The 23154-nt window shown below is 66.7% G+C and carries 26 protein-coding genes; 18 read left to right on the top strand and 8 right to left on the bottom strand.

Features of this window, described 5'->3' with window-relative positions:
- Nucleotides 1-16 precede the first annotated feature (16 nt).
- Genes KV697_RS02730 through KV697_RS02700 form a run of 7 tightly spaced genes read left to right on the top strand, consistent with a single transcriptional unit; the run spans nt 17 to nt 5092 of the window.
- Entirely contained in the window at nt 17-724 is a 708-nt protein-coding gene (locus tag KV697_RS02730; protein ID WP_184104285.1) for a response regulator transcription factor, read from the top strand.
- Nucleotides 693-2258: a sensor histidine kinase gene (locus KV697_RS02725; protein WP_219020005.1), complete on the top strand. Its 1566-nt coding sequence runs from the start codon at nt 693-695 to the stop codon at nt 2256-2258. Before KV697_RS02730 ends, KV697_RS02725 begins: the two co-directional genes overlap by 32 nt.
- Nucleotides 2255-2686, top strand: coding sequence for an HPr kinase/phosphorylase (locus KV697_RS02720; RefSeq protein ID WP_219020004.1), 432 nt, complete (start codon nt 2255-2257; stop codon nt 2684-2686). Before KV697_RS02725 ends, KV697_RS02720 begins: the two co-directional genes overlap by 4 nt.
- Nucleotides 2686-3597 carry an RNase adapter RapZ gene (rapZ, locus tag KV697_RS02715; protein WP_219020003.1) on the top strand — a complete coding sequence of 304 codons (912 nt, stop codon included), beginning with the start codon at nt 2686-2688 and terminating at the stop codon, nt 3595-3597. Before KV697_RS02720 ends, rapZ begins: the two co-directional genes overlap by 1 nt.
- Before the next feature lie 18 nt (nt 3598-3615).
- A complete protein-coding gene (locus KV697_RS02710) occupies nt 3616-4023 on the top strand; it encodes a PTS sugar transporter subunit IIA (protein ID WP_061778673.1) in 408 nt (135 codons plus the stop codon).
- Nucleotides 4020-4292, top strand: coding sequence for an HPr family phosphocarrier protein (locus KV697_RS02705; protein WP_219020002.1), 273 nt, complete (start codon nt 4020-4022; stop codon nt 4290-4292). Before KV697_RS02710 ends, KV697_RS02705 begins: the two co-directional genes overlap by 4 nt.
- Nucleotides 4292-5092: a TrmH family RNA methyltransferase gene (locus tag KV697_RS02700; protein ID WP_219020001.1), complete on the top strand. Its 801-nt coding sequence runs from the start codon at nt 4292-4294 to the stop codon at nt 5090-5092. The genes KV697_RS02705 and KV697_RS02700 overlap by 1 nt, the downstream gene beginning before the upstream one ends.
- Here the strand turns inward: KV697_RS02700 and KV697_RS02695 are convergent.
- Nucleotides 5089-5550 carry an NfeD family protein gene (locus KV697_RS02695; protein ID WP_219020000.1) on the bottom strand — a complete coding sequence of 154 codons (462 nt, stop codon included), beginning with the start codon at nt 5548-5550 and terminating at the stop codon, nt 5089-5091. The two genes, KV697_RS02700 and KV697_RS02695, sit on opposite strands and share 4 nt — an antisense overlap.
- Nucleotides 5547-6530 (bottom strand): SPFH domain-containing protein, encoded by a 984-nt coding sequence (locus KV697_RS02690; protein ID WP_219019999.1) that lies wholly within the window; start codon nt 6528-6530, stop codon nt 5547-5549. The genes KV697_RS02695 and KV697_RS02690 overlap by 4 nt, the downstream gene beginning before the upstream one ends.
- A gap of 125 nt (nt 6531-6655) precedes the next feature.
- On the opposite strand from KV697_RS02690, the gene guaB reads away from it, so the two are divergent.
- Genes guaB through KV697_RS02675 form a run of 3 tightly spaced genes read left to right on the top strand, consistent with a single transcriptional unit; the run spans nt 6656 to nt 9855 of the window.
- Nucleotides 6656-8113 carry an IMP dehydrogenase gene (gene guaB / locus KV697_RS02685; RefSeq protein ID WP_219019998.1) on the top strand — a complete coding sequence of 486 codons (1458 nt, stop codon included), beginning with the start codon at nt 6656-6658 and terminating at the stop codon, nt 8111-8113.
- A gap of 18 nt (nt 8114-8131) precedes the next feature.
- Nucleotides 8132-9319: an RsmB/NOP family class I SAM-dependent RNA methyltransferase gene (locus KV697_RS02680; protein ID WP_219019997.1), complete on the top strand. Its 1188-nt coding sequence runs from the start codon at nt 8132-8134 to the stop codon at nt 9317-9319.
- Between the two features lie 32 nt (nt 9320-9351).
- Entirely contained in the window at nt 9352-9855 is a 504-nt protein-coding gene (locus KV697_RS02675) for a tetratricopeptide repeat protein (RefSeq protein WP_219019996.1), read from the top strand.
- A 26-nt stretch (nt 9856-9881) separates the two neighbouring features.
- On the opposite strand, the gene KV697_RS02670 is transcribed toward KV697_RS02675, so the two are convergent.
- Both KV697_RS02670 and KV697_RS02665 read right to left on the bottom strand, forming a co-directional pair.
- Nucleotides 9882-10322 carry a DNA polymerase III subunit chi gene (locus KV697_RS02670; protein ID WP_219019995.1) on the bottom strand — a complete coding sequence of 147 codons (441 nt, stop codon included), beginning with the start codon at nt 10320-10322 and terminating at the stop codon, nt 9882-9884.
- 19 nt (nt 10323-10341) lie between these two features.
- Nucleotides 10342-11808: a leucyl aminopeptidase gene (locus KV697_RS02665; RefSeq protein WP_219019994.1), complete on the bottom strand. Its 1467-nt coding sequence runs from the start codon at nt 11806-11808 to the stop codon at nt 10342-10344.
- Nucleotides 11809-11989: 181 nt separating this feature from the next.
- Here KV697_RS02665 and KV697_RS02660 point away from each other — a divergent pair, with 181 nt between their 5' ends.
- The 6 genes from KV697_RS02660 (at nt 11990) to KV697_RS02635 (ending at nt 18582) form a co-directional block, all read left to right on the top strand.
- On the top strand, nt 11990-14233 hold the full coding sequence (locus KV697_RS02660; RefSeq protein ID WP_219019993.1) for an LPS-assembly protein LptD: 2244 nt from the start codon (nt 11990-11992) through the stop codon (nt 14231-14233).
- Between the two features lie 57 nt (nt 14234-14290).
- Nucleotides 14291-15673 carry a peptidylprolyl isomerase gene (locus tag KV697_RS02655; RefSeq protein WP_219019992.1) on the top strand — a complete coding sequence of 461 codons (1383 nt, stop codon included), beginning with the start codon at nt 14291-14293 and terminating at the stop codon, nt 15671-15673.
- Between the two features lies 1 nt (nt 15674).
- Nucleotides 15675-16670 (top strand): 4-hydroxythreonine-4-phosphate dehydrogenase PdxA, encoded by a 996-nt coding sequence (gene pdxA / locus KV697_RS02650; protein WP_219019991.1) that lies wholly within the window; start codon nt 15675-15677, stop codon nt 16668-16670.
- 1 nt (nt 16671) lies between these two features.
- Nucleotides 16672-17496, top strand: a complete 825-nt coding sequence (rsmA, locus tag KV697_RS02645; protein WP_219019990.1) for a 16S rRNA (adenine(1518)-N(6)/adenine(1519)-N(6))-dimethyltransferase RsmA — start codon at nt 16672-16674, stop codon at nt 17494-17496.
- Nucleotides 17497-17641: 145 nt separating this feature from the next.
- Complete coding sequence (gene ndk, locus KV697_RS02640) at nt 17642-18064, top strand: nucleoside-diphosphate kinase (protein WP_042482585.1); 423 nt, start codon at nt 17642-17644, stop codon at nt 18062-18064.
- Nucleotides 18064-18582, top strand: coding sequence for a GNAT family N-acetyltransferase (locus KV697_RS02635; protein ID WP_219019989.1), 519 nt, complete (start codon nt 18064-18066; stop codon nt 18580-18582). Before ndk ends, KV697_RS02635 begins: the two co-directional genes overlap by 1 nt.
- 54 nt (nt 18583-18636) lie before the next feature.
- On the opposite strand, the gene KV697_RS02630 is transcribed toward KV697_RS02635, so the two are convergent.
- The 4 genes from KV697_RS02630 to purM are packed head-to-tail and all read right to left on the bottom strand — an operon-like array spanning nt 18637 to nt 21218.
- Entirely contained in the window at nt 18637-19236 is a 600-nt protein-coding gene (locus KV697_RS02630; protein WP_219019988.1) for a hypothetical protein, read from the bottom strand.
- Nucleotides 19233-19520 (bottom strand): MmcQ/YjbR family DNA-binding protein, encoded by a 288-nt coding sequence (locus KV697_RS02625; RefSeq protein WP_219019987.1) that lies wholly within the window; start codon nt 19518-19520, stop codon nt 19233-19235. The genes KV697_RS02630 and KV697_RS02625 overlap by 4 nt, the downstream gene beginning before the upstream one ends.
- Complete coding sequence (purN, locus tag KV697_RS02620; protein WP_219019986.1) at nt 19517-20095, bottom strand: phosphoribosylglycinamide formyltransferase; 579 nt, start codon at nt 20093-20095, stop codon at nt 19517-19519. Before purN ends, KV697_RS02625 begins: the two co-directional genes overlap by 4 nt.
- Nucleotides 20085-21218 (bottom strand): phosphoribosylformylglycinamidine cyclo-ligase, encoded by a 1134-nt coding sequence (purM, locus tag KV697_RS02615; RefSeq protein WP_219019985.1) that lies wholly within the window; start codon nt 21216-21218, stop codon nt 20085-20087. The genes purN and purM overlap by 11 nt, the downstream gene beginning before the upstream one ends.
- A gap of 59 nt (nt 21219-21277) precedes the next feature.
- On the opposite strand from purM, the gene KV697_RS02610 reads away from it, so the two are divergent.
- Nucleotides 21278-22537, top strand: a complete 1260-nt coding sequence (locus KV697_RS02610) for a heavy-metal-associated domain-containing protein (RefSeq protein ID WP_219019984.1) — start codon at nt 21278-21280, stop codon at nt 22535-22537.
- The gene (locus KV697_RS02605; RefSeq protein ID WP_042482335.1) at nt 22534-23142 is read left to right on the top strand and encodes an HdaA/DnaA family protein; all 609 of its coding nucleotides are present in this window, start codon (nt 22534-22536) and stop codon (nt 23140-23142) included. Before KV697_RS02610 ends, KV697_RS02605 begins: the two co-directional genes overlap by 4 nt.
- Nucleotides 23143-23154 lie beyond the last annotated feature (12 nt).

Raw genomic sequence — 23154 nt, 5'->3', positions numbered from 1 at the left:
GTCCGGAGGCGGTCGCATGACGGCCACCATTGCGCTGGTCGACGACGACCGGAACATCCTGACCTCGGTATCGATCGCGCTACAGGCCGAGGGTTTTGTGACGCGCGTCTACGCGGACGGCGAGGCGGCGCTGAAGGCGCTGATCGACAACCCGCCAGACCTGGCGATCTTCGACATCAAGATGCCGCGCATGGACGGGCTGGAGCTGCTCCGCCGCCTGCGTGAGAAAAGCCAGATTCCCGTCATCTTCCTGACCAGCAAGGACGATGAGCTGGATGAGGCGCTGGGTCTGGCGATGGGTGCGGACGACTATATCGCCAAGCCCTTTTCGCAGCGGCTGCTGATCGCCCGCATCCGGGCGATCCTGCGCCGGTCCGAATATGTCGGTGCGCCGCAGGGCACGCCCGCCGCCGATGTGCAAGGGCCGCTGACGCGCGGGCAGCTCGCCATGGACCCAGCGCGGCATCGCGTGACGTGGAAGGGCGAGCCGGTCACGCTGACCGTCACCGAGTTCCTGATCCTGGAGACACTGGCGCAGCGCCCCGGCATCGTGCGCACCCGCAACCAGTTGATGGATGCCGCCTATCAGGACGACATCTATGTCGACGACCGCACGATCGACAGCCATATCAAGCGCCTGCGCCGCAAATTCCGTCAGGTAGACCCCGAATTCGACGCCATCGAGACGCTCTATGGCGCCGGCTACCGATTCTCCGAGGAGTGAAGCCCCCGACCTCGCGTTGCGCTGGTCGGGCCAGATTTCGCTGACCCAGCGGATTCTGGCGCTCAACATCTTTGCGCTGCTGCTACTGGCGGGTGGGTTTTTCTATCTGGATTCCTATCGCGCCCGGCTGCTCGACAACCGCGAGGCCCAGTCGCTGCGCGAAGTGCGGCTGATGGGTGAGGCGCTGACCTCGGTGCGGAGCGAGGAGCGCGACCTGCTGGTGGTACGGCTTGCCCGCGATACGGGTGGCCGTATTCGGCTGTTCGATGCCGAAGGCCGGCTGGTCGCCGACAGCCGCGACCTTGGCGTGCGCAACGTCGTGCTTCGCGATCCGGACAAGCAGGATTGGGGGCAGGCGGTCGCGCGTTTCCTGGACGCCGGGATCGACACCGTCGTCGGCGCGGCGCGCCCGCCGCTCTATCGCGAGCGCCGGGGGGGTGCCGAGTGGCCCGATGTTCGCGCGGCGCGCGATGGGCAGGTTTCCGCCTCGGTCTGGCGCGCGCCTGACCGCACGCCGGTCATCACCGCTGCGGCGCCGCTGCCCAGCGGCGGAGCAATCATGGCGACCGAGAACGCCCGGTTCATCACCGAGACGGTGCGCATCGAGCGGTTCCGGTTGAGCGTTCTGCTCGCGCTGGTGGCGCTTATCTCGGTCCTGCTGTCGCTCTTCCTGGCACGCACCATCGTTCGCCCGCTGCGACGATTGGCGCGCGCGGCGGTGCGGGTCCGGCTGGGGCGCGCGCGTGAGGTGGTGGTGCCGCGCTTGCCCGATCGGCGCGACGAGCTGGGGATGCTGGCCCGTGCGCTGTCGGACATGAGCCTGGCGCTGCGCGCGCGGATCGACGCGACGGAGGCGTTCGCGGCCGACGTCACGCACGAGTTGAAGAACCCGCTCGCCTCGCTTCGCTCCGCCGTTGACACGCTGGAGACGGTCCATGATCCCGCGCTCCAGGCACAGTTGCTGGCGATCGTGCGGGATGATGTGCGGCGGCTCGACCGGCTCATCACCGATATTTCGGATGCATCGCGGCTCGACGCGCAGCTCAGCCGCGCGAAGTTCGACCCCGTCAATCTGAACGCCCTCCTCGCCGGACTGATCGCGCAGCGTGAGGCGCGCGGGGTCGAGCGGAGTATCCGCCTGCGTTTCGATTCGACCGAGCCGGGCCCGGCGATGGTATCTGGCGAAGGTGCGCGGCTGGAGCGAGTGTTCGAGAACCTGATCGACAATGCCCTATCCTTTTCCCCCGACGAGGCGGTGGTCGCGATCAGCCTTGCGCGTGAGCCGGACGATTGGGTCGTGCGCGTGGAGGATGAAGGGCCGGGCGTGCCCGAGGAAGCGCGCGAGGCGATCTTCCGCCGTTTCCACTCGATCCGCCCGAGCTCGGAGAATTTCGGACGCCATTCGGGGCTGGGCCTCGCCATCGCCCGGACCATCGTCGAGGCGCATCAGGGGCGCATCCATGTCGAGTCGCGTGAGGACCGGATGAGCGGAGCGCGCTTCGTCGTCCGGCTGCCGCTGTCGGTGATCATATGAGCGGCCAGCTGATCCATGCTACCTGTGTCCTGATCGGTGAGGTCGGCGTGATGCTGCGGGGGCCTTCCGGGGCGGGCAAATCCGATCTGGCGCTTCGGTTGATCGATCGGGGGGCGACACTGGTCGGTGACGATTATGTCGAAGCGCTGGCGGCGGATCGTGCTCTGCACGTCACCGTGCCCGAACGCATCGCCGGACTGCTGGAGGTTCGGGGCGTCGGCATCCTGCCTTTCCCGCACCAACCAAGCGCGACGATCCACCTCGTTATCGACCTCGCCGCCGATCCGGATGCCGAAGAACGCCTGCCGGAGCCGTGTCAGACCATGATCTTGGACGTCACACTGCCTATATACAGGCTCAATCCCCGTCCGGCATCGGCCCCGATCAAGGTCGAACTGCTGGCTGCGCGCCTTGAGGAATATCCCTGATGGACCGAAAACGTATCCTGCTGGTGACCGGCATGTCCGGGGCAGGGACATCGACCACGCTCAAGACGCTGGAGGATCTGGGCTGGGAAGTCGTCGACAACCTACCGCTGTTCCTGCTCAACGGCCTGTTGGAGGCCGCCCCGCCCACGGGTATGGAGGGCAAGAATCGGCCGCTGGCGATCAGCATCGGCGTGCGGACACGCGATTTTGCGCCGGACCAGATCACGCAGAGCATCCGGCGGCTGAACGAGCGCCCCAATCTCGCCATCGAGACGCTATTCCTGAATTGCGGCGGGGCAGAGCTGAAGCGCCGTTATGCCGAGACGCGGCATCGCCATCCGCTGGCGATGGACCGGGCCGCCGATGACGGTATCGCGCATGAGCGGACATTGCTGGCGCCGCTTCGCGACATGGCCGACCGGCTGCTCGACACGACCAACATGACCAGCAACGATCTGGGCCAGTGGCTGCGCGCCAATTACGCGGTCGACGGGCTCAGCGAGCCGGTGCTGACCGTCATGTCGTTCGGCTTTTCCAAGGGGTTGCCCCGCAACGCCGACCTCGTCTTCGACATGCGGTTCCTGCGCAATCCACACTGGTCGGCGGAGCTGCGTCCCGGCACTGGGCTGGACCAGGGTGTCATCGACTATATCCGTCACGACCCGGCTTACGAAACGGCGGTGGGGCAGATCGAGGTGCTGCTCGACACCTTGGTCCCACGCTATATCGCGTCGGGCAAATCCTATATTACCGTGGCCATCGGCTGTACCGGAGGGAGACATAGGTCGGTCCATGTCGCCGAACGGATCGCGGGACGGTTGCGCCAGAACGGTTTTTCCCCCACGGTGGTGCATCGTGATTTGGGTGCCGTGCCGAAAGACTCACTTGAAGCCAAGCCGGCCAAACAATGATGGATATGCGTGTCTGACATGATCGGTCTGGTTCTGGTGACGCACGGGCGGCTCGCCGATGAGTTCGTGACCGCGATGATACATGTGGTCGGCCCGCAGGAGCGGATCGCGACCATCGCGATCGGGCCTGAGGATGACATGGAGGAGCGGCGCACCGACATTGCGGCGGCGATCGCCACGGTCGATGCCGGGCGCGGCGTGATCGTGTTGACCGATCTGTTCGGCGGCACGCCCTCCAACCTCGCCATTTCGCTGATGGAACGCGGCCGGGTCGAGGTGATTGCGGGGATGAACCTGCCGATGCTCATCCGCCTGGGTTCGGCGCGCAAGTCGATGCAGGTCGTCGATGCCGTTGCCGCGGCGCGCGAGGCGGGGCGGAAATATATCTCGGTTGCGTCGGAAGTGCTGGGCGAGGCCGCCGCATGACGGAGCAGACGCGCACCGTCCTCATCACCAACCGCCGTGGCCTCCACGCGCGCGCCAGCGCCAAGTTCGTGACGCTGGCCTCGACCCAGCCCTGCGAGGTTCGGGTCGCCAAGGACGGCAGCACGGTCACGGGCACCTCGATCATGGGCCTGATGATGCTGGGCGCCGCGATGGGCGACACCATCACAATCAGCGCGGCCGGCGACGGCGCGGGCGAGACGGTCGAGGCGCTGGTCGCGCTGGTGGAAGCGAAGTTCGGCGAAGACTGATGCCCCGTGAAATTACCGCTTATTCCAACCCGCTGATCAAGTGGGCCCGCGACCTGCGCGACAAGCGCCATCGCAAGCAATCCCGCCAATTCCTCGCCGAGGGGCTGCGCATCCTGACCGAAGCGCGCGAAACCGGGCGACTGCCGACCCTGTTATTCTACGCCAAGCCGTCGGCGGGCCACCCGCTGGTCCGCGACCTGATCGCGGCGGTCGAGGCGTCGGAGGGCGAGGCGATCGAGACGACGCCGGACATCCTGTCGAAACTGTCGGGCAAGGACAATCCGCAGGCGGTCGTCGGCGTGTTCGAGGAATTGGGCGTCACGCTCGATGAGCTGGACCGTAGCACATCCGGCATCTGGCTGGTCGCCGAGCGTCTACGTGATCCGGGCAATTTGGGGACCATCCTGCGTACCGGCGATGCGGTCGGGGCAGGGGGGCTGATCCTAGTCGGCGAATGCGTCGATCCCTTTTCGGTCGAGGCGGTTCGCGCCAGCATGGGCGCGCTGTTCACCGTGCCGATCGTCAAGACCGAGTGGCAGCCTTTCCTAGACTGGCTGCGGAAGGGGCCGGGGCAGCTGGTGGGGCTGAGCCTCGACACCGATACCGATTATCGCTCCGCGCACTATGCCGCGCCGACCTTCCTGCTGACCGGCAATGAGGCGCAGGGGATGCCGCCCGAATATGCCGAGGCGTGCGATACGCTGGTTAAGATCCCGATGCTGGGTAAGGCCGACAGCCTGAACGCCGCGGTGGCGACCGCCGTCATGGCCTATGAGGTGTTGGCGCAACAGCGCGGCTAAACGGCTGCGTTCGTCTCGATTGGTTCGACGAGAAGCATCCCGCCATCGACATGCGCAACGCGCAGGCGGGTTCCGCTGACCGCATCCGGTCCACGCACCGGCCATTCGCCATCGCCCAGCCGGGCGCGACCCTCACCACCCACGATCGGCGTGGTAACGGTCACGATCTGCCCGCGCAGCCGCCGGGCGGGTTCGTTGAGGACGGGCGCGTCGCTCTCGACGGGAAAGTCGCGATACCAGCGCCGCCCGATCATGACGCATACGACGCTCCAGACCGCAAAGTCGGCGAGCTGCAGCCCGACCGGCAAGTCCGGCATTGCCCAAGTGGTGACGGCGGTCACACCCGCCGCAATGGCCAGGAAAATCAGGAAGACGCCCGGCACGAGCAGCTCGGCGATCCCGAGCGCCAATGCCCCCGCCAGCCACAGCGCGGCGGGGTCGAGTTCGCCGATCGTCACGACTGGGACTGGTCGAACGGCCCCGGCTTGGTGGTGACACGCGGGGTGGCGGGCTGGGCGGGCGTTCCCTTTTGCGGCGCCAGCGCCTCCTTGGCCAGCTCGCCGATGCCGCCCAGCGTCCCGATCAGCTGAGTCGCCTCGACCGGGAACAGGATGGTCTTGGCATTGGGGCTGGTCGCGAACTTGCCGACCGCCTCGACATATTTCTGGGCGATGAAATAGTTGATCGCCTGCGTGCCGCCCGACTCGATCGCCTCGGAGACGACGCGGGTCGCCTTGGCCTCCGCTTCGGCCGCGCGCTCGCGGGCCTCCGAGTCGCGATAGGCTGACTCGCGGCGGCCTTCGGCCTCCAGAATACGCGCCTGCTTCTGCCCTTCGGCGCGCAGGATTTCCGAGGCGCGCGAGCCCTCCGCCTCGAGGATATTGGCGCGCTTCTCACGTTCGGCCTTCATCTGGCGAGCCATGGCGTTGACGATGTCGACCGGCGGCCGGATGTCCTTGATCTCGACGCGCGTGATCTTCACGCCCCAGGGCGTCGTCGCATGGTCGACCACATTGAGCAGTCGCGCATTGATCTCGTCGCGCTTGGACAAGGTTTCGTCCAGATCCATCGAGCCCATGACGGTGCGCAAATTGGTCGTCACGAGGTTCAATAGCGCGACATAGAGATCAGACACCTCATAGGCCGCCTTGGGCGCGTCCAGCACCTGAAAGAAGACGACCCCGTCGGTCGAGATCATCGCATTGTCCTTGGTGATGATCTCCTGCCCCGGAATGTCGATCACCTGCTCCATCATGTTCACCTTGCGGCCGACACGATAGAAAAAGGCGGGGTAGAAGTTGAAACCGGGGATGGCCGTGCCGGTATAGCGGCCGAAATGCTCGATCGTATATTGATAGCCCTGGCGGACGATCTTGATCGACATCATCAGATACATCAGCACCAGCAGGACGGCGAGTGCGGCGATGATCAGGCCCATGGACGGCTCCCCCATATCTGTCTGAAGCAGGTTCTAGCACGGCGTTGCAGCAAGGGCCTAGCGGGAACGGCTTGCTTTGGTTACATGGCCCGCCACTTGTTCCCTCCGCAGGATTTGGCAGCCCCATGGATATCCGCCTCGGCCTCACCTTCGACGACGTGCTCCTCGTGCCCCAGGAGTCCGACGTTCTGCCGAGCACCGCAGACACGCGGACGCAACTGACCCGCTCGATCGCGCTCAACATTCCCGTCCTGTCGGCGGCGATGGACACCGTGACCGAGGCCGACATGGCGATCGTCATGGCGCAGCTGGGTGGCATGGGCGTGCTCCACCGCAACCTGACCGTGGATCAGCAGGTCGCCGCCGTGCGCCAGGTCAAGCGGTTCGAAAGCGGTATGGTCGTCAACCCGATCACCATCTCGCCGACCGCGACGCTCGCCGAAGCGCAGGCGCTGATGGCCCGCCACCGGATCAGCGGCATTCCCGTCGTCGAGTTCGACGGCCGCCTGGTCGGCATCCTGACCAACCGCGACGTGCGCTTCGCCGAGAATCCGCAGCAGCCCGTCTCCGAGCTGATGACCCATGAGGATCTGGCGACCGTAAAGGTCGGCGTCGGCCAGGACGAGGCGCGCCGCCTGCTCCATGCGCGCCGGATCGAGAAGCTGCTGGTCGTGGACGACAGCTATCGCTGCGTCGGCCTCATCACGGTCAAGGATATCGAAAAGGCTGTCACCTATCCCTCGGCCACCAAGGATGCCGCGGGTCGCCTGCGCGTCGCCGCCGCCTCGACGGTCGGCGAAAAGGGCTTCGAGCGCACCCGTGCTCTGATCGAGGCCGAGGTCGACTGCGTCATCATCGATACCGCACACGGTCATAATCGCGACGTCGCGCGGGCGGTCGAGGCGGCCAAGAAGCTGTCCGACACGGTACAGGTGATCGCGGGCAACGTCGCAACCGCAGCCGCCACCCGTGCGCTCATTGATGCGGGCGCGGATGCGGTGAAGGTCGGGATCGGGCCGGGTTCGATCTGCACCACCCGCGTCGTTGCGGGCGTCGGCGTGCCACAGTTGACCGCCGTGATGGACTGCGCCGAGGAAGGCTGGAAATCGGGGGTGCCGGTGATCGCCGATGGCGGTCTGCGCACGTCGGGCGACCTCGCCAAGGCGCTGGCGGCGGGCGCGGGCGCCTGCATGGTCGGCTCGCTGTTGGCGGGCACCGAAGAGGCGCCGGGCGAAACCTTCCTGTACCAGGGCCGTGCCTATAAGTCCTATCGTGGCATGGGCTCGGTCGGGGCGATGGGCCGTGGTTCGGCGGATCGCTATTTCCAGGGCGACATCAAGGATCAGATGAAGCTGGTGCCCGAAGGCATCGAGGGTCAGGTCGCCTATAAGGGCCCGGCGCGCGACGTCATCCACCAGCTGGTCGGCGGCATCAAGGCGGCGATGGGCTATACCGGCTCGGCGACGCTGGAGGCTCTGCGCGAGCGGGCGCAGTTCGTCCAGATCACGGGCGCGGGCCTGAAGGAAAGCCACGTCCACGACGTGACGATCACGCGGGAAGCCCCCAATTATCCGACCCGCTAAGCTGACGGAGCGCTTCGCATGACCCCCGCCGCAAGAACCCAGGCGGCGATCGAGTTGCTCGACGAGATCGTCGCCGCGGCCGCCAGCGGCGGTGCGGCGGCGGACACGCTGATCGCCCGCTATTTCGCCACGCGCCGCTATGCCGGATCCAAGGACCGGCGCGCGGTGCGCGAGCTGGTCTATGCCGCCATTCGGCAGGCGGGGCCGGTGCCGTCCTCCGGGCGCGCGGCGATGCTGGCGGTGGCGGATCGTGATCCGGCGATCGCGGCGACCTTCGACGGGACCGGGCATGGCCCCGCGCCGATGACCAGCGACGAACCGCGTGCCGCGGCGGGCGTCGCTCCGTCCTGGTTGGTCGAGGCGCTGAAGGCCTCCGGGCTGGATGCCACCCAACAGGCGGCCCTGGTCGAGCGCGCGCCGCTCGATATTCGGGTCAACAGCCTTGCAACGACGCGGGCGGCGGTGCTGGAGCAATGGCCAGACGCGGTTCCCACGCCGCACGCGCCGATGGGCCTGCGCCTGCCCAACGGAACGCCGATCGAACAGTCCGATCCGTACCGCGCCGGGCTCGTCGAAGTGCAGGACGAAGGCAGCCAGCTGGTGGGCGCGGCCCTGGCGGCGAAGCCCGGCGAATGGATCGTGGACCTGTGCGCCGGGGCAGGGGGCAAGACGCTTCAGCTTGCGGCGGCGATGAACAATCAGGGCGCGCTGCTCGCCTGCGATATCGATCGGGCGCGGCTGCAACGGCTTGCGCCTCGCGCCGAGCGGGCCGGGGCGACGATCATCGAAAGCCGGTTGCTCAACCCTGGCTGCGAGGTCGAGATGCTGTCCGACTGGTCGGGCAAGGCGGATGGCGTCCTGATCGATGCGCCCTGTTCCGGCACCGGCACATGGCGGCGCAATCCCGAAGCGCGCTGGCGCCTGACGCCGGAACGGTTGGCGCGGCTGGGCATGATGCAGACCGAGGTGCTGGAAATCGGCGCCGGGCTGGTCAAGCCGGGCGGGCGGCTGGTCTATATCGTCTGTTCGCTGCTCGATGCCGAGGGCACCGACCAAGTGGCTGCCTTCCTCTCACGCCATTCGGGCTGGTCGGCCGAGCCGGTCGACCCCGCCATCGGTGTGCCGCATGGCTTCGGCCAGCGACTCGACCCGGCGACCCATGGCACGGACGGCTTTTTTGTCGCCTGCCTCCGGGCGCCATGCTAGCATTCGGTTCAGTGCCACGTCCGGAGTTCCTCATGCGTTTGTCGTCCCTGGCCGCCGCCGCCGCTTTGGCGGTGGTTTCGCTTTCCACCTCGCTCAGCGGCCAGCGCCCGGACAGCCAGATCGACGCCCGCTCGATGCAGTTGCTTGAACAGGCGCGGGGGTTGAAGGCGGCAGGCAATCTCGACGGCGCGACGGATATGCTGGAGACGGCGGTGGCGGTCGATCCGCGCAACCGGGCCGCGTTCATCCTGCTCGGCGAGGTGGCGGACGCGCGCGGCCTGCCGGGCAAGGCGATCCGCCTGTACCGTGAGGCGCTGTTGCTCGACCCCAACGACACCCGCGCGCTGCGTGGTCAAGGGGAGGCATTGGTGCAGCGCGGAGCGGTGGCGCGTGCCAAGGACAACCTCGCCAAGATCAAGACGCTCTGCAAAAGCGATTGCGCCGATGCGACGGCGCTTGCGGCGCAGATCGCCAAGGGACCGCCCGCGACCGTGACGACGGCACAGATCGACAGCAAGACACCGCCTAAACCGTAAGACGGGGCAGGGTAACTGGCAGCGGGCTAAGCCGCCTGCTCCCAGCGGCCCTGGTCATTCTGTTTCCAGTAACGCCGCTCGACGCCCTCATGGTCGGCCAGCGCGCGCCAAGCGGTACGCGCCTCGCCGATGCGATCGCCGTCGAAGAAGTGAAAGGCTCGGTCGAAGTTCAGCGCTTTGTCACGCCAGATGCCATCCGCCAGCGCGATATGACGCGCGCCATTGGTCGGCTGAACCTCACCTGCGATGAGCACCGGCTGGGCGGTATCGTCTCCCTCGCCCGCCTGGGCATGGGGCAGGAAGCCGTCCGCCGGGATCATCCATAATTGCCGGTCCAGCGCGGCGCGCTGGTCGGCGTCGCCGCTGACGATCAGCAACCGTCCGCCTCCCGTCATTACCCGCTCGGCGATGACGGGCAGCAGCCGGTCGAGCGGCGCGATCGTCAGATGATAGAAATCGACCTGCATCGCGCCGCTCCTTACCCACTTACGCCTCGAACCGGTCCGCGACGAACTGGTCGAGCAGACGCACGCCGTAACCGGTCGCGCCCTTGTCGTGGTTGACGCCCGGCTTGTCCGACCAGACCATGCCCGCAATGTCGAGATGCGCCCAGGCCACGCCCTCGTTGATGTAGCGCTTCAGGAACTGCGCAGCGGTGATCGAACCGGCCCCGCGCGGGCCGACATTCTTCATGTCCGCGATCTGGCTGTCGATCAGCTTGTCGTACGCCTCGGCCAGCGGGAAGCGCCACAGCTTCTCGCCGGTCGCGGTGCCCGCCGCGAGCAGCGACTCGGCCAGCGTGTCGTCATTGGCGAACAGACCGCCATGCTCGCTGCCCAGGCTGATGATCATCGCGCCGGTCAGCGTGGCGAGGTCTACGATGGTCGAGGGCGAATGCGTCTTCTGGACCCAGGTCAGTGCGTCGCACAGGACGAGGCGGCCTTCCGCGTCGGTGTTGATGACCTCGATCGTCTGGCCCGACATGGAGGTGACGACGTCACCGGGACGCTGCGCATTGCCGTCGGGCATATTCTCGACCAGGCCCATAACGCCGACGACATTGGCCTTAGCCTTGCGCGCCGCGATCGCCTTCATCGCGCCCGCGACCGCGCCAGCGCCGCCCATGTCCCACTTCATGTCTTCCATGCCAGCGGCGGGCTTGATCGAGATGCCGCCGGTGTCGAAGGTCACGCCCTTGCCGACCAGCGCCAGCGTTTCCGCATCGGCCGCGCGCCCGTTCCACTTCAGGACCAACAGGCGCCCTTCACGCACCGAACCCTGGCTGACGCCTAGCAGCGCACCCATGCCCAAGTCGCGCATCTGCGCCTCGTCCAGCACGGTGACTTCAAGGCCCAGGCCCTCGACGTCCTTCAGGACGCGCTCGACGAAGGTTTCCGGGTACAGCTTGTTCGGCGGCTCGGATACGAGCGTTCGGGTCAACTCCAGCCCGCCATTGACCGCATGGACGCGCGCAAAGGCGGCTTCCGCATCGGCCCTGGCATCGACGATCGCGATACGAGTCAAGGTCGGCTTCGAGGTTTCCGGCAGCTTGGTACGATATACGTCGTGACGCCAGCCGCGCTGGACCGCCGCCCCGGCAAAGCTCGCCACCGCATCGGCCGCAGGCTTGGCCGACAGGCCGCTCAGATCGACCGACGCCGACGAGGCATTGGTCAGCAGCTTGGCGGTCAACGCGCCGCCTGCCTTTCGCCAATCGACTTCCTTGCCTTCGCCGATACCGAGCAGCAGCACGCGGCGTGCGGCGTCGCCGACGGTGGCAAACAGCTCGACGATCGTGCCCGCTTCTCCCTTGAAGCGCGCAGCGTCGACCGCCGCCTTGGCGAGCGCTGCCGCACCATCCCCTTCGATCCTGCCGGTATCGACGGCATCCTTCATGAAGGGAAGGACGAGCACGTCACCGGCTTCGACGGTGGAGGTAAAGGCGATCTGCATGGAAACCCTCTGCTGAACTGGTAGCAGTTGCTATCATCTAGGCTCTTGGATCGTCGTGGCAAGCGCGCGATTGCAGCAAGCCGCCGGTGATGCGATAGGCAGGCCTTTCAAGGCGTCGCCCTGCCGGGGGAGGCTTCATCATCGTGTCGGCAAGGACGGACCAGATATCATCGTGCGCAGAATGACGCTTCTGACCGGCAGCGCCCTGCCATTCGCGCTTGGGATCGCGACTGTGATGGCGAGTCCCGCCGTCGCCGCGCAGGACCTTCAGGATCGCCCCGTGGCGCCGCCGCCCAGCGAAGGCCCGGCCCCGACCAACGCCGATCAGGTGCGCTTCAGCGCCGACCAGCTGGAATATGACATCAATGCCGATGTCGTGACCGCGACCGGCGAAGTGCGGATGCTGCGCGAGGGCGAACGGCTGCGCGCCGACAAGGTCACCTGGAACCGCAAGACGGGCAAGGTGCTGGCGACCGGCAATATCGCCGTCACCAACCCACAGGGCGACATCGCCTATGGCGACCAGATCGAGCTGACCGATTCGCTGAAGGACGGCGTGGTCGACAATATGCTGGTGGTGCTGGAGCAGGGCGGCCGCCTCGCCGCCGTTCGTGGTACGCGCCAGCAGGACGGCACGGTCAATCTGGAGCGCGCCGCCTATACGCCCTGCGCGGTCGAGACGTCGGAGGGCTGCCCCAAGGAGCCGTCCTGGAAGATCACCGCCGTCCGCGTCACCTATCGCCCGGACCGCGAGCGCGTCTATTTCACCGGCGCCAAGCTCAACCTGTTCGGGCTGCCGACGATCCCGCTGCCGCGCCTGTCCGCGCCCGTCGGTCCAGGCGGCGACAGCGGCTTCCTGACGCCCGATATCCGGCTGGACCGGGTGAACGGGGTCGAGGTGGCCGTGCCCTATTACTGGCGTCTCGCCCCCAACAAGGGCCTGACCGTCACGCCGCACGTCTTTACCGCCGTGCTGCCGATGATGGAGGCACAGTATGAGGAGCTGAACACGCTCGGCGCGTTCCGTATCACGGGCTATGGCACCGCCAGCCGCCGTAGCGACGACCTCAACACGCTGAACCCGACCGACACGACCCAGGCGTTTCGTGGCTATCTGGATGCGGTCGGCCGCTATCAGCTGTCGCCCGAATGGAGCCTGTCCGGCTCGATGCGGATCACCACCGACCGCACCTTCCTGCGCCGCTACGACATTTCGCGCGACGACCGGCTGCGCACCACCGCCAGCCTGGAGCATATCGACGCCGACAGCTATTTCTCGCTGACCGGCTGGTATGTCGAAACGCTGCGCGTCAACGATCCGCAGGGGCAACAGCCGATCGCGCTGCCCGAGCTCGACTATCGCCGCCGGTTCGACGACGGGCTGCTGGGCGGCAAGTTCGAGATGCAGCTGAACACGCTGGCGATCAGCCGCACCGCCGGGCAAGACACGCAGCGCGCATTCGCCAGCCTGCGCTGGGATCTGCGCCGCCTGACCAACTGGGGTCAGGAAGTGACCTTCACCGCCTATGGCCGTGCCGACGCCTATAACGCCAACAACATCGCCACCACTCCGCTGGTCTATCAGGGGTTGGCCGGGTTCCAGGGGCGCGGCATCGGCGCGCTGGCGGTCGACGTGAAATGGCCGTTCGTCGGCGAACTCTGGGGCGGCAGCCAGCGCTTCACCCCGCGCGTCCAGATCGTCGCCAGCCCCAAAATCCGCAATATCGAGATCCCCAATGAGGACGCACGGTCGGTCGATCTGGAGGACTCCAACCTCTTCGCGCTGAACCGCTTCCCCGGTTACGACCGATTCGAGGATTCGACGCGCATCACCTATGGTGCGCAATGGGCGTTGACCTTGCCGGGCTTCACCTTCGACACGCTTGTCGGGCAAAGCTTCCGCCTGAACGATCGGCCGACGATCCTCTACCCCGGCACCGGCCTGTCGGATCGCTGGTCGGACATTGTCGGGCGGACGGAGCTGCGCTTCCGCGACTTCGTCTCGCTGACCCATCGCTTCCGGCTCGACAAGGACAGCTTCGCGGTGCGCCGGAACGAGATCGACGCGACGGTCGGATCGCGCACCACCTATGCGCAGATCGGCTATCTTCGCCTGAAGCGTAACATCTTCACTTCGATCGAGGATTTGCAGGATCGCGAGGAGGTCCGGCTGGCGGGTCGGGTCCAGTTCGCCCGCTTCTGGTCGGCGTTCGGATCGACCGTCATCGACCTGACCGACCGGTCGGAGGATGCGCTGTCGCTGTCGAACGGCTTCGATCCGATTCGGCACCGGCTGGGCGTGCAATATGAGGACGACTGCCTGCGGCTCGGCTTCACCTGGCGGCGCGACTATGTGCAGACGGGCGACGCGCGCGCAGGCAACAGCTTCCTGTTGACTCTGGCGTTCACCAATCTCGGTCGCTAAGCCAGTATTCAGCATGGTCGACCCATATCGCGACGGTTACGCGCCCCATCAGGCGCGATGAGGATCACAGACACGGTGAAGCACGACATTCGTACCAAGGGCCGCGGCATCCGCGCGGGCGCAACGCTGATGCTGGTCGCACTGGCGACGGGCGCGCTGGCGCAGACCGTTCCGGATCAGGCCGTGCCGGACACGGGCGGGCTGAACATCCCGTCGAACCTGCAACTGTTCGGCAAGCTGGACCCCAATGTCCGCAAGCCGACCGCCATCGTCAACGACACCGTGCTGACCCAGACCGACATCGACCAGCGCATGGCACTGGCCATGGCGCTGAACAATGTGACCAACCTGTCGGCCGAGGACCGCGATCGCCTGCGCATGCAGATCCTGCGCCAGCTGATCGACGAAACGCTGCAGATCCAGGAAGCCAAGACCGCCGAGGTCACCGTCACCGCGGACGAGATCAACCAGGCCTATGCCCGTTTCTCCAAGCAGTTCGGCAAGACGCCGGCCGAGATGAACACCTTCCTGCGGCAGGTTGGTTCCTCCGAGAAATCGATGCGCCGCCAGATCGAGGGCGAGCTGGCCTGGAGCCGCTATCTGCGCAAGCGGGTCGAGCCCTTCGTCAATGTCGGCGACGAGGAAGTGAACGCGATCCGCGCCCGCCTGGAAGCCGCCAAGGGCACCGAGGAATATAATCTCAAGGAGATTTTCCTCTCCGCCAACGAGGCGACCGGGCAGCAGGTGTTCAACAATGCCCGCCAGATCATCGGCGAGATCCAGAAGGGCCAGCAGCCTTTCGAATATTTCGCCCGCAGCTTTTCCGAGGCTTCGACCCGCGCCGTGAACGGCGATCTCGGCTGGGTGCGCGCGGCGCAGCTGCCGCCCGAGCTCCAGGCCGCCGTGGGGCAGATGCAGGTCGGGCAGGTTGCCGGACCGATCCAGATTCCGGGTGGCTTCTCGATCCTGTACCTGACCGACAAGCGTCAGGTGCTGACCGCCGATCCGCGCGATTCGCGCCTGTCGCTCAAGCAGCTGACGGTCAAGTTCCCGGCGGGCACCACCCAGGCCCAGGCCAGCGCCCGTGCGGCCGACTTCGCCAAGGAAATCCAGACCATTCGCGGCTGCGGCGACGTGCAGCGTGTCGCGACCGCGTTGAAGGCCGAGGTTGTCGACAACGATCAGGTGACGATCCGCCAGCTTCCTGCACCGCTGCAGGAAATCCTGCTGAAACTGCAGATCGGTCAGGCGACCCCGCCCTTCGGTTCGCCGGAACAGGGTGTACGCTCGCTGGTCCTCTGTGACCGTGAAGAGCCGCGCTCGGGCAACCTGCCGACCAACGACCAGATCCAGAATCAGGTCGAACAGCAGCGGGTCAATCTGCGCGCCAACCAGAAGATGCGCGACCTTCGTCGTGACGCGGTGATCGAATATCGCTGAGATGATCCGGCCGCTTGCGATCTCGATGGGCGACCCGGCCGGGATCGGGCCGGAGATCATCGCCAAGGCCTGGGCGGCGCGCCGTGAGGCGGGGCTGCCGCCCTTCCTTGCGGTGGGCGATTCGCGTGCCATCGCGCGGGTCTGGGACGGTCCGACGGTGCGCGTTTCGGACATGGCGGCGGCTGTCGCGGCGTTCGACGAGGCGCTGCCGATATTGTCCGTAGACGATGCGGGCGAAATCCGTCCCGGCCAACCCGATGTCGAGGGCGCGCGGTGCGCGCTCCACGCGCTGGAGCTGGCGGTCGGACTGGTCCGCTCCGATGCGGCGAGTGCGCTCGTCACGGGACCGGTCAGCAAGGCGCAGCTCTACGATATCGGCTTCACCCATCCCGGCCAGACCGAATTCGTCGCTGAACGCTGCGGTGTGGCGGGAGAGAATGCGGTGATGATGCTCGCCGGTCCGTCCTTGCGGGTCGTGCCGATCACCACCCATGTCCCGCTGGCGGCGGTGTCCAGCCTTTTGTCGGTCGAACTGATCGTCGCCAAGGGCCGGGCGACCGCGCGCGGGCTTTGCAAGAATTTCGGCATTCGCGAGCCTCGGCTCGTCTTCGCTGGCCTGAACCCCCATGCAGGGGAAAGCGGTGCGATCGGCCGCGAGGAAATCGACTTCATCGAGCCTGCCATCGCGCAGCTTCGCGCGGAAGGCATCGACGCGACCGGGCCGTTCGCGGCCGACACGCTGTTCCATCCGCGTGCGCGCGCCCGCTACGACGCGGCGCTTTGTTGCTATCACGATCAGGCGCTGGTGCCGATCAAGACGCTGCATTTCGACGAGGGCGTGAACATCACGCTAGGCCTGCCCATCGTGCGGACCTCACCCGACCACGGCACCGCCTTTGGCCTGGCGGGACAGGACAGCGCGCATCCGGGGGCGATGATCGCCGCCATCGCGATGGCGGGCGATGCCGCACGTCGGCGGGCCGAAGCCGCCGCCTGACATGGAACCCGTTACGCCGCTTCCGCCCTTGCGTGAGGTCATCGCGCGCCATGGCCTGTCCGCGGCCAAGTCGCTCGGCCAGAATTTCCTGTTCGACGGACAGTTGCTGGCGCGTATCGCCGCCATCCCCGGCGACTTGACCGACCAGGAGGTGCTGGAGATCGGCCCCGGCCCCGGCGGCCTGACCCGTGCCCTGCTGATGGCCGGTGGCCGCGTGACCGCGATCGAGCGCGACCGGCGCTGCATCCCGGCGCTTGTCGAACTGGCCGACGCCTTCCCCGGCCGGTTGAAGCTGATTGAGGGGGATGCGCTGCGCATCAACGCGCCCGAATTGTTCGAGCGGCAGCCGCACATCGTCTCCAACCTGCCCTATAATGTCGGCACGCCGCTTCTGGTCGGCTGGCTGTCGGGGGCGTGGCTGCCCTGGTGGAAGTCGTGCACGCTGATGTTCCAGAAGGAAGTGGCGGAGCGGATCGTCGCCGCGCCCGACCAGTCTTCCTATGGCCGCCTGGCCGTGCTGACTCAGTGGCGTAGCGAATCGCGGATCGCGATGCCGGTCCATCGCTCGGCCTTCACCCCGCCGCCCAAGGTCATGTCGGCGGTGGTTCACATCACGCCCAAGCCCGCCCCCGAAGGCGTCAGCTTCCGTACGTTGGAACGCCTGACGGCCGCGGCTTTCGGGCAGCGCCGCAAGATGCTGCGCCAGAGCTTGAAGCCCGTTTCCGGCGCGGTGGAGGCGATGGAGTCGATCGGACTGGATCCCGCCCGCCGTGCTGAGACGCTGTCGGTCGCGGAGTTCATAGCCCTGGCGCGGGCGTTGGGGTGAGATTGCGCTCGGCAGCCATCGCTTCGCAGGGTTGAACAGGTTTCGGACGAACCGTCCTACCATAAGACATTGCATTGACGTGCCGCCCCGACTAGGGCGGCGCCACTTCCAGCCAACTCACTTATTCAGGAGCTGCGTGACCATCATGGCCGCGAACCGTACCTTTTCGATCATCAAGCCCGACGCGACCCGCCGCAACCTGACCGGCGCCGTCACCAAGATGCTGGAGGAAGCCGGCCTGCGCGTCGTCGCCTCGAAGCGCATCCAGATGACCCGCGAGCAGGCCGAGGGCTTCTACGCGGTCCATAAGGAGCGCCCCTTCTTCAACGATCTGGTCGAGTTCATGATCTCGGGTCCGGTCGTCGTGCAGGTTCTCGAGGGTGAGAACGCCATGCAGCGCAACCGCGACATCATGGGTGCGACCAACCCTGCGAACGCCGAGCCGGGCACGATCCGCAAAGAACTGGCCGAGTCGATCGAAGCCAACACCGTCCATGGTTCGGACTCGGACGAGAATGCCGCGATCGAGATCGCGTATTTCTTCAAGCCGGAAGAAATCGTCGGCTGATGGAATGGCGGCTGCGACGGGCAGGGCCGGGCGATGCGCCTGCGCTGTCGCTCGTCGCGGCCGCCACCTTCCTCGAGACGTTTGCAGGGACCATCGCCGGTCCCGACATGGTGCGCCACTGCACCCTGAACAGCTCGCCCGGCAAGTTCGACGGCTGGATCGCCGATCCGGCCTGCGTGGCGACACTGGCGGAGCATCCCGACGGCGCGGCGCCGGTCGGCTATACGCTGCTAACCCCGCCCGATCTGCCGGTTCAGACGGATGTGTGGGATATCGAGCTTCGCCGCATTTATACCCTGTCCCTGACGAGCGGCACCGGCCTGGGCCACAGGCTGATGGCGATGGCGATCGATGAGGCGCGTGCGATGGGGCGCCGCCGTATGCTGTTGGGCGTACTCGGCATCAACGAACGCGCCCGCGCTTTTTATGAGCGCGAGGGCTTCACACTTGCCGGGGCGCGCCAGTTCAAGGTCGGCGACACCATCTTTGACGACGTCATTTATGCGCGGGGCGTCTGAAAGCGAACCGACCCTCTATCATTCTTCCCCTATAGGGGCAGGAATGTTGCCTCTTTAATTCCGTCGAGCCGTCCAGGCGGCTTCGAGCTTGGCGGTCGTGCCGCTTCGATCGCGCAGCCGCAAGCCTTCCAGTCGCAGCGTCCGTCCGCGCAGAAGGCGGCCATGGGTGCTCCAGATGATGTCGTAGAGGCCGGTGACAGTCCGCGAGGTGTCGCCGTCCCAGTACCGCACGGTGATAAGCGTGGGCAACCGCCCCTCGCGGGTGTCGGCCTTGCCGTCAGTCAGTGTCAGGATCGGCCCGGCGATCGGCTCGGCTTCGATGGCGGGATCGCCGACCGGGGCCTGGCGTCCGATGCCGGATGCCTTGGGAAAGTCTATCGAGACATCCTGAAGATCATGGTTCGGATCGCGCAGCAGCAGGCGACGGCCGTTAGCCTCGACCGTCGCGGTCAGATCGAGCCGAGCGCGCTCCTGCCGCTGGGCGCTGGCGGTGGCGGCCTTGTCCTCGGCGTCGCTGCGCCGCTGCGACCAGTTCAGGTACAGGGTCAGCGCGGCCACCATCAGCCCCGCGACCGCGACGAACTCCGCCAGCGTCAGCAGACGCCGCCGCGACTTGGCCCGCTCGGCGGCCTCTGCGCCCGCCGGTTCGCTCATCGTCCGCCCGCCTCCAGCAGCTCGGTCGGCGCGACCAATTCCCAGCTGCGTGCGATCCGGTCCTCGACCAGCGTCCAGTCGCTGTCGGTCTGGAGCGCCACATCGCTCCAATGCGGTTCCTGTCCTTCATCGGCGACGCACAGATGGATGGCCGACGAAGTGCCGCTCACCCGGAGGAAGGGCGCACCCTCGACCAGAAAGCGGGTTTCGCCGTCGCCAGCCTGCTCGGTCGTGCCGGGCAGCAAGAGGGCGATGTCGCGGATGCGGGACAGGAAATCGGTCATCGACGCACGAACTCCGTGAGTATTTGCGGGTACAATCGATGCTCCTCAACGAGCACGCGCGCCGCAAGTGCCGCTGCGTCGTCGCCGGACAGGATCGGAACCTCCGCCTGGCCCAGCACTTCGCCGTCATCCAGTTCCTCGGTCACGACATGGACCGAGCATCCCGCCTTGGCATCGCCCGCAGCGATGGCGCGCTCATGCGTGTCGAGGCCCTTGTAGAGCGGCAGCAGCGAAGGATGGATGTTCAGGATGCGATCCCGCCAGCGCGAGACGAAATCGCCGGACAGCAGCCGCATATAGCCCGCCAGTGCGATGACCTCGACACCCGCATTGCGCAGGGCCTGGTCGATCGCCGCCTCATAGGCGGGCTTGCCGATCCCCTTGGGCGACAGGGCAAAGGTGGCGATCCCCTGTTCTTGCGCCCAGGCCAGTCCGGCCGCCTCCGGCTTGTCGGAGGCAACCAGGGCGACGGTATAGGCGGCGTCCGCGGCCTGGGATGCGGCCACCAGCGACTGCATGTTGGAGCCGCGGCCGGAAATCAGGATGCCGACCTTGACCGGCACCTTAGCCGACATGGTTCGCGGTCCAGTCCGCCTTGGCGCTCCAAGTCCCGGCCGAACCCTTGACGGTGCAGCCGCGCTCGCCCGCTTCGACACGGCCGATGGTGACGACCGTCTCGCCCTCTGCGCGCAGGGCTTCGGCCAGCGCTTCCGCCTGATCGGCCTCGACGATCACCGCCATGCCGATGCCGCAGTTGAAGGTGCGCGCCATTTCCTCCGGCTCGATGCCGCCCTGCGCCTGCAGGAAGGCCATCAGGCGCGGCTGTTCCCAGCCATCCGCATCGACCACCGCATGCGCGCCCTTGGGCAGCACGCGCGGAATGTTTTCGAGCAGGCCGCCGCCGGTGATATGCGCGAGTCCCTTGATCGCACCCGCCTTGATTGAGGGGAGGAGCGAGCGGACATAGATCCGAGTCGGGGCCATCAGCGCCTCGATCAACAATACGTCCTGATCGAACAGCGCCGGGCGGTCGAGCTTCCAGCCCTTGTCCGCCGCCAGACGGCGAACCAGCGAGAAGCCGTTGGAGTGCACGCCCGAGGAGGCGAGGCCCAGGATCACGTCACCGTCGCCGATGGTCGCGCCGGTCAGCACTTGGTTGCGTTCGACTGCGCCGACGCAGAAACCCGCCAGGTCGTAATCGCCCGGCGCATACATGCCCGGCATCTCGGCCGTCTCGCCGCCGATCAGGGCGCATCCGGCGATGCGGCAGCCTTCGGCGATCGAGGCGATCACGCGCTCCGGCACATCGCCTTCCAGCTTGGCGGTGGCGTAATAGTCGAGGAAAAACAGCGGCTCGGCGCCCTGCACGACGAGGTCGTTGGCGCACATGGCGACGAGATCGATGCCGACCCCGTCATGGCGGTCATGCTCGATCGCGAGCTTCAGCTTGGTGCCGACGCCGTCATTGGCCGCGACCAGCAGGGGATCGGTGAAACCGGCGGCCTTCAGATCGAAGAACCCGCCAAATCCGCCCAGGTCGGCGTCCGCGCCCGGCCGCCGCGTCGCCTTGGCGAGCGGGCCGATCGCGCGGACCAGCGCGTTACCGGCGGCGATCGAAACGCCAGCATCGGCATAGGTGTAGGAGGCACCCTTTTCGGCGGGCGAAGGGCTGGCGGACGGCGTGCTGTTGTCGGTCATGTTTGCCCGTTAGCTATATCGCGCTTGGATTTCCACGTCTGCTTCGCCAAAAGGCCGCGATGCGTTTGCGATTGCCCTCCATCATGGCCGGTCTGGCCGCCCTTGCCGGGCTAGGCATAGGGGGCGGCGCGGTGCTGGCCCAGATCGAAGGGCAGACGCGCGGCGTCGCGCCGGTCGACAATGGCGGCTCCTATGAGGTGACCGGCGTCGCGGTCGACGTCTCGGGCAAGACGGCGGAGGCCGCACGGCTCGGTGGCTGGCGGATTGCGCAGCGCAAGGCTTGGGCAATCCTGGCGCAGCGGCTGGGACGCAGCGGCACGGGCGCGTCGGACGGGCTGCTCGATTCGCTGGTCAGCGGCATCGTGGTCGAGAACGAACAGATCGGTCCGACCCGCTATGTCGCCAAGCTGGGGGTGCTGTTCGACCGGGTTCGCGCGGCATCGGTGCTGGGCGTTTCTGCCTATGCCGATCGCTCGCCGCCAATGCTCGTCATGCCGCTCCAGATTTCGGGCGGCGTGTCGCAGATGTTCGAGGCGCGCACCCCCTGGCAACAGGCCTGGGCGCGCTTCCGCACCGGGAACAGCACGATCGACTATATCCGCCCCTCGGGCACCGGTGCGGAGCCGCTGCTGATGAATGCGGGGCAGATCGGGCGGCGGTCGCGCGGTTGGTGGCGGGCGATTCTCGATCAATATGGCGCGTCGGATATCCTGATCCCGGTCGTACATCTTTATCGCCAATGGCCGGGCGGGCCGGTGATCGGCGTGTTCGAGGCAAGACATGGGCCGGACAATGCGCTGCTCGGCACGATCACCTTGCGAGTCGGCAGCACCGACGGACTAACGCAACTGCTCGACACCGGCGTCGCGCGGCTCGACGGGCTGTATCAGAAGGCGCTGGCGAGCGGCGCGCTGCATCCCGACAGCTCGCTCCGTCCACCGCCCAAGGCGGAAGCGCCCGTCATCGACGATACCGCGCCGGGTGAGGAACCTATTTCGGGCCTGGATGCCGCCATCGCCTCGTCGGGAGCGGGCATCGCCGTCACGCTGCAATATGATGCACCGACTGCCAGCGCGGTCGCCAATGCCGAAAGTCTGATCCGAGGCATCCCCGGCGTGGTCCGGGCGGCCACGACCAGCCTGGCACTGGGTGGCGTATCGATCATGGCCGTCACCTATGATGGCGACCCCGATCAGCTTCGCCGCGCCCTTGAGCAGCGCGGTCTTCAGGTGTCCGGCTCTGGCACCACCCTTCGCATCCGGCGCGTAACCCAAGTGCCCGCGCCGGTGCCTCCATCGAATAGCGTGATTACCGGATGAACCAGATGGCGCTGCCGCTGCAATGGCCGGCGGACCCCCGATCCGATGCGTTCCTGCTGACCGACTCCAACCGGATGGCGGCGCGGATGCTGGAACAATGGGAGGCGTGGCCGACCATGGCCGCGATCCTTACCGGCCCGCGCAAGTCCGGGCGATCGCTGTTGGCCCGTATCTTCGCAGCCAAGAGCGGCGGCACGATCATCGACGATGCCGAGCGTGTGCCCGAGGTACAGATTTTCCACGCCTGGAACCGCGCGCAGGCTGATCGACTGCCGCTGTTGATCGTTGCCGATTCGCCGCCGCCGCGCTGGCAGGTGAAGCTCCCGGACCTTCGCTCCCGGCTGGCGAACAGCAGCCTGGCCGAAATTGGTGCGCCCGACGACGAACTGGTCGCGGGTCTGTTCGAGCATCTGTTCGAGCGGCGCGGCCTGGATGCGCGGCCCGACCTGATCGAGTGGCTGACGCTGCGGATCGAGCGTAGTCACCTTTCTGTCATCCGCGCGGTGGATATGCTCGATCAGGGGGCGATGGAACGGCGCGCGCGCTTGTCCATTCCCCTTGCACGATCCACTCTGATCGCGGCCGGTCTGATCGCCGAGCCGTAAGCCCTAAGCGAG

Source organism: Sphingomonas sanguinis, from assembly GCF_019297835.1.
GTDB classification, from domain to species: Bacteria; Pseudomonadota; Alphaproteobacteria; order Sphingomonadales; family Sphingomonadaceae; genus Sphingomonas; species Sphingomonas sanguinis_D.
Note: the sequence above shows the minus strand (reverse complement) of the source record. Positions and strands in the feature narration are given on the sequence as shown.

Bases quoted from the DNA above. Each gene is read 5' to 3' on its own strand.
- KV697_RS02730 (WP_184104285.1), top strand. From the start codon at position 17: ATGACGGCCACCATTGCGCTGGTCGACGACGACCGGAACATCCTGACC.
- KV697_RS02725 (WP_219020005.1), top strand. From the start codon at position 693: ATGGCGCCGGCTACCGATTCTCCGAGGAGTGAAGCCCCCGACCTCGCG.
- KV697_RS02720 (WP_219020004.1), top strand. From the start codon at position 2,255: ATGAGCGGCCAGCTGATCCATGCTACCTGTGTCCTGATCGGTGAGGTC.
- rapZ (WP_219020003.1), top strand. From the start codon at position 2,686: ATGGACCGAAAACGTATCCTGCTGGTGACCGGCATGTCCGGGGCAGGG.
- KV697_RS02710 (WP_061778673.1), top strand. From the start codon at position 3,616: ATGATCGGTCTGGTTCTGGTGACGCACGGGCGGCTCGCCGATGAGTTC.
- KV697_RS02705 (WP_219020002.1), top strand. From the start codon at position 4,020: ATGACGGAGCAGACGCGCACCGTCCTCATCACCAACCGCCGTGGCCTC.
- KV697_RS02700 (WP_219020001.1), top strand. From the start codon at position 4,292: ATGCCCCGTGAAATTACCGCTTATTCCAACCCGCTGATCAAGTGGGCC.
- KV697_RS02690 (WP_219019999.1), bottom strand. From the start codon at position 6,530: ATGGGCCTGATCATCGCCGCACTCGCCGTCCTGCTGGTGCTGATGTAT.
- guaB (WP_219019998.1), top strand. From the start codon at position 6,656: ATGGATATCCGCCTCGGCCTCACCTTCGACGACGTGCTCCTCGTGCCC.
- KV697_RS02680 (WP_219019997.1), top strand. From the start codon at position 8,132: ATGACCCCCGCCGCAAGAACCCAGGCGGCGATCGAGTTGCTCGACGAG.
- KV697_RS02675 (WP_219019996.1), top strand. From the start codon at position 9,352: ATGCGTTTGTCGTCCCTGGCCGCCGCCGCCGCTTTGGCGGTGGTTTCG.
- KV697_RS02670 (WP_219019995.1), bottom strand. From the start codon at position 10,322: ATGCAGGTCGATTTCTATCATCTGACGATCGCGCCGCTCGACCGGCTG.
- KV697_RS02665 (WP_219019994.1), bottom strand. From the start codon at position 11,808: ATGCAGATCGCCTTTACCTCCACCGTCGAAGCCGGTGACGTGCTCGTC.
- KV697_RS02660 (WP_219019993.1), top strand. From the start codon at position 11,990: ATGACGCTTCTGACCGGCAGCGCCCTGCCATTCGCGCTTGGGATCGCG.
- KV697_RS02655 (WP_219019992.1), top strand. From the start codon at position 14,291: ATGAGGATCACAGACACGGTGAAGCACGACATTCGTACCAAGGGCCGC.
- pdxA (WP_219019991.1), top strand. From the start codon at position 15,675: ATGATCCGGCCGCTTGCGATCTCGATGGGCGACCCGGCCGGGATCGGG.
- rsmA (WP_219019990.1), top strand. From the start codon at position 16,672: ATGGAACCCGTTACGCCGCTTCCGCCCTTGCGTGAGGTCATCGCGCGC.
- ndk (WP_042482585.1), top strand. From the start codon at position 17,642: ATGGCCGCGAACCGTACCTTTTCGATCATCAAGCCCGACGCGACCCGC.
- KV697_RS02635 (WP_219019989.1), top strand. From the start codon at position 18,064: ATGGAATGGCGGCTGCGACGGGCAGGGCCGGGCGATGCGCCTGCGCTG.
- KV697_RS02630 (WP_219019988.1), bottom strand. From the start codon at position 19,236: ATGAGCGAACCGGCGGGCGCAGAGGCCGCCGAGCGGGCCAAGTCGCGG.
- KV697_RS02625 (WP_219019987.1), bottom strand. From the start codon at position 19,520: ATGACCGATTTCCTGTCCCGCATCCGCGACATCGCCCTCTTGCTGCCC.
- purN (WP_219019986.1), bottom strand. From the start codon at position 20,095: ATGTCGGCTAAGGTGCCGGTCAAGGTCGGCATCCTGATTTCCGGCCGC.
- purM (WP_219019985.1), bottom strand. From the start codon at position 21,218: ATGACCGACAACAGCACGCCGTCCGCCAGCCCTTCGCCCGCCGAAAAG.
- KV697_RS02610 (WP_219019984.1), top strand. From the start codon at position 21,278: ATGCGTTTGCGATTGCCCTCCATCATGGCCGGTCTGGCCGCCCTTGCC.
- KV697_RS02605 (WP_042482335.1), top strand. From the start codon at position 22,534: ATGAACCAGATGGCGCTGCCGCTGCAATGGCCGGCGGACCCCCGATCC.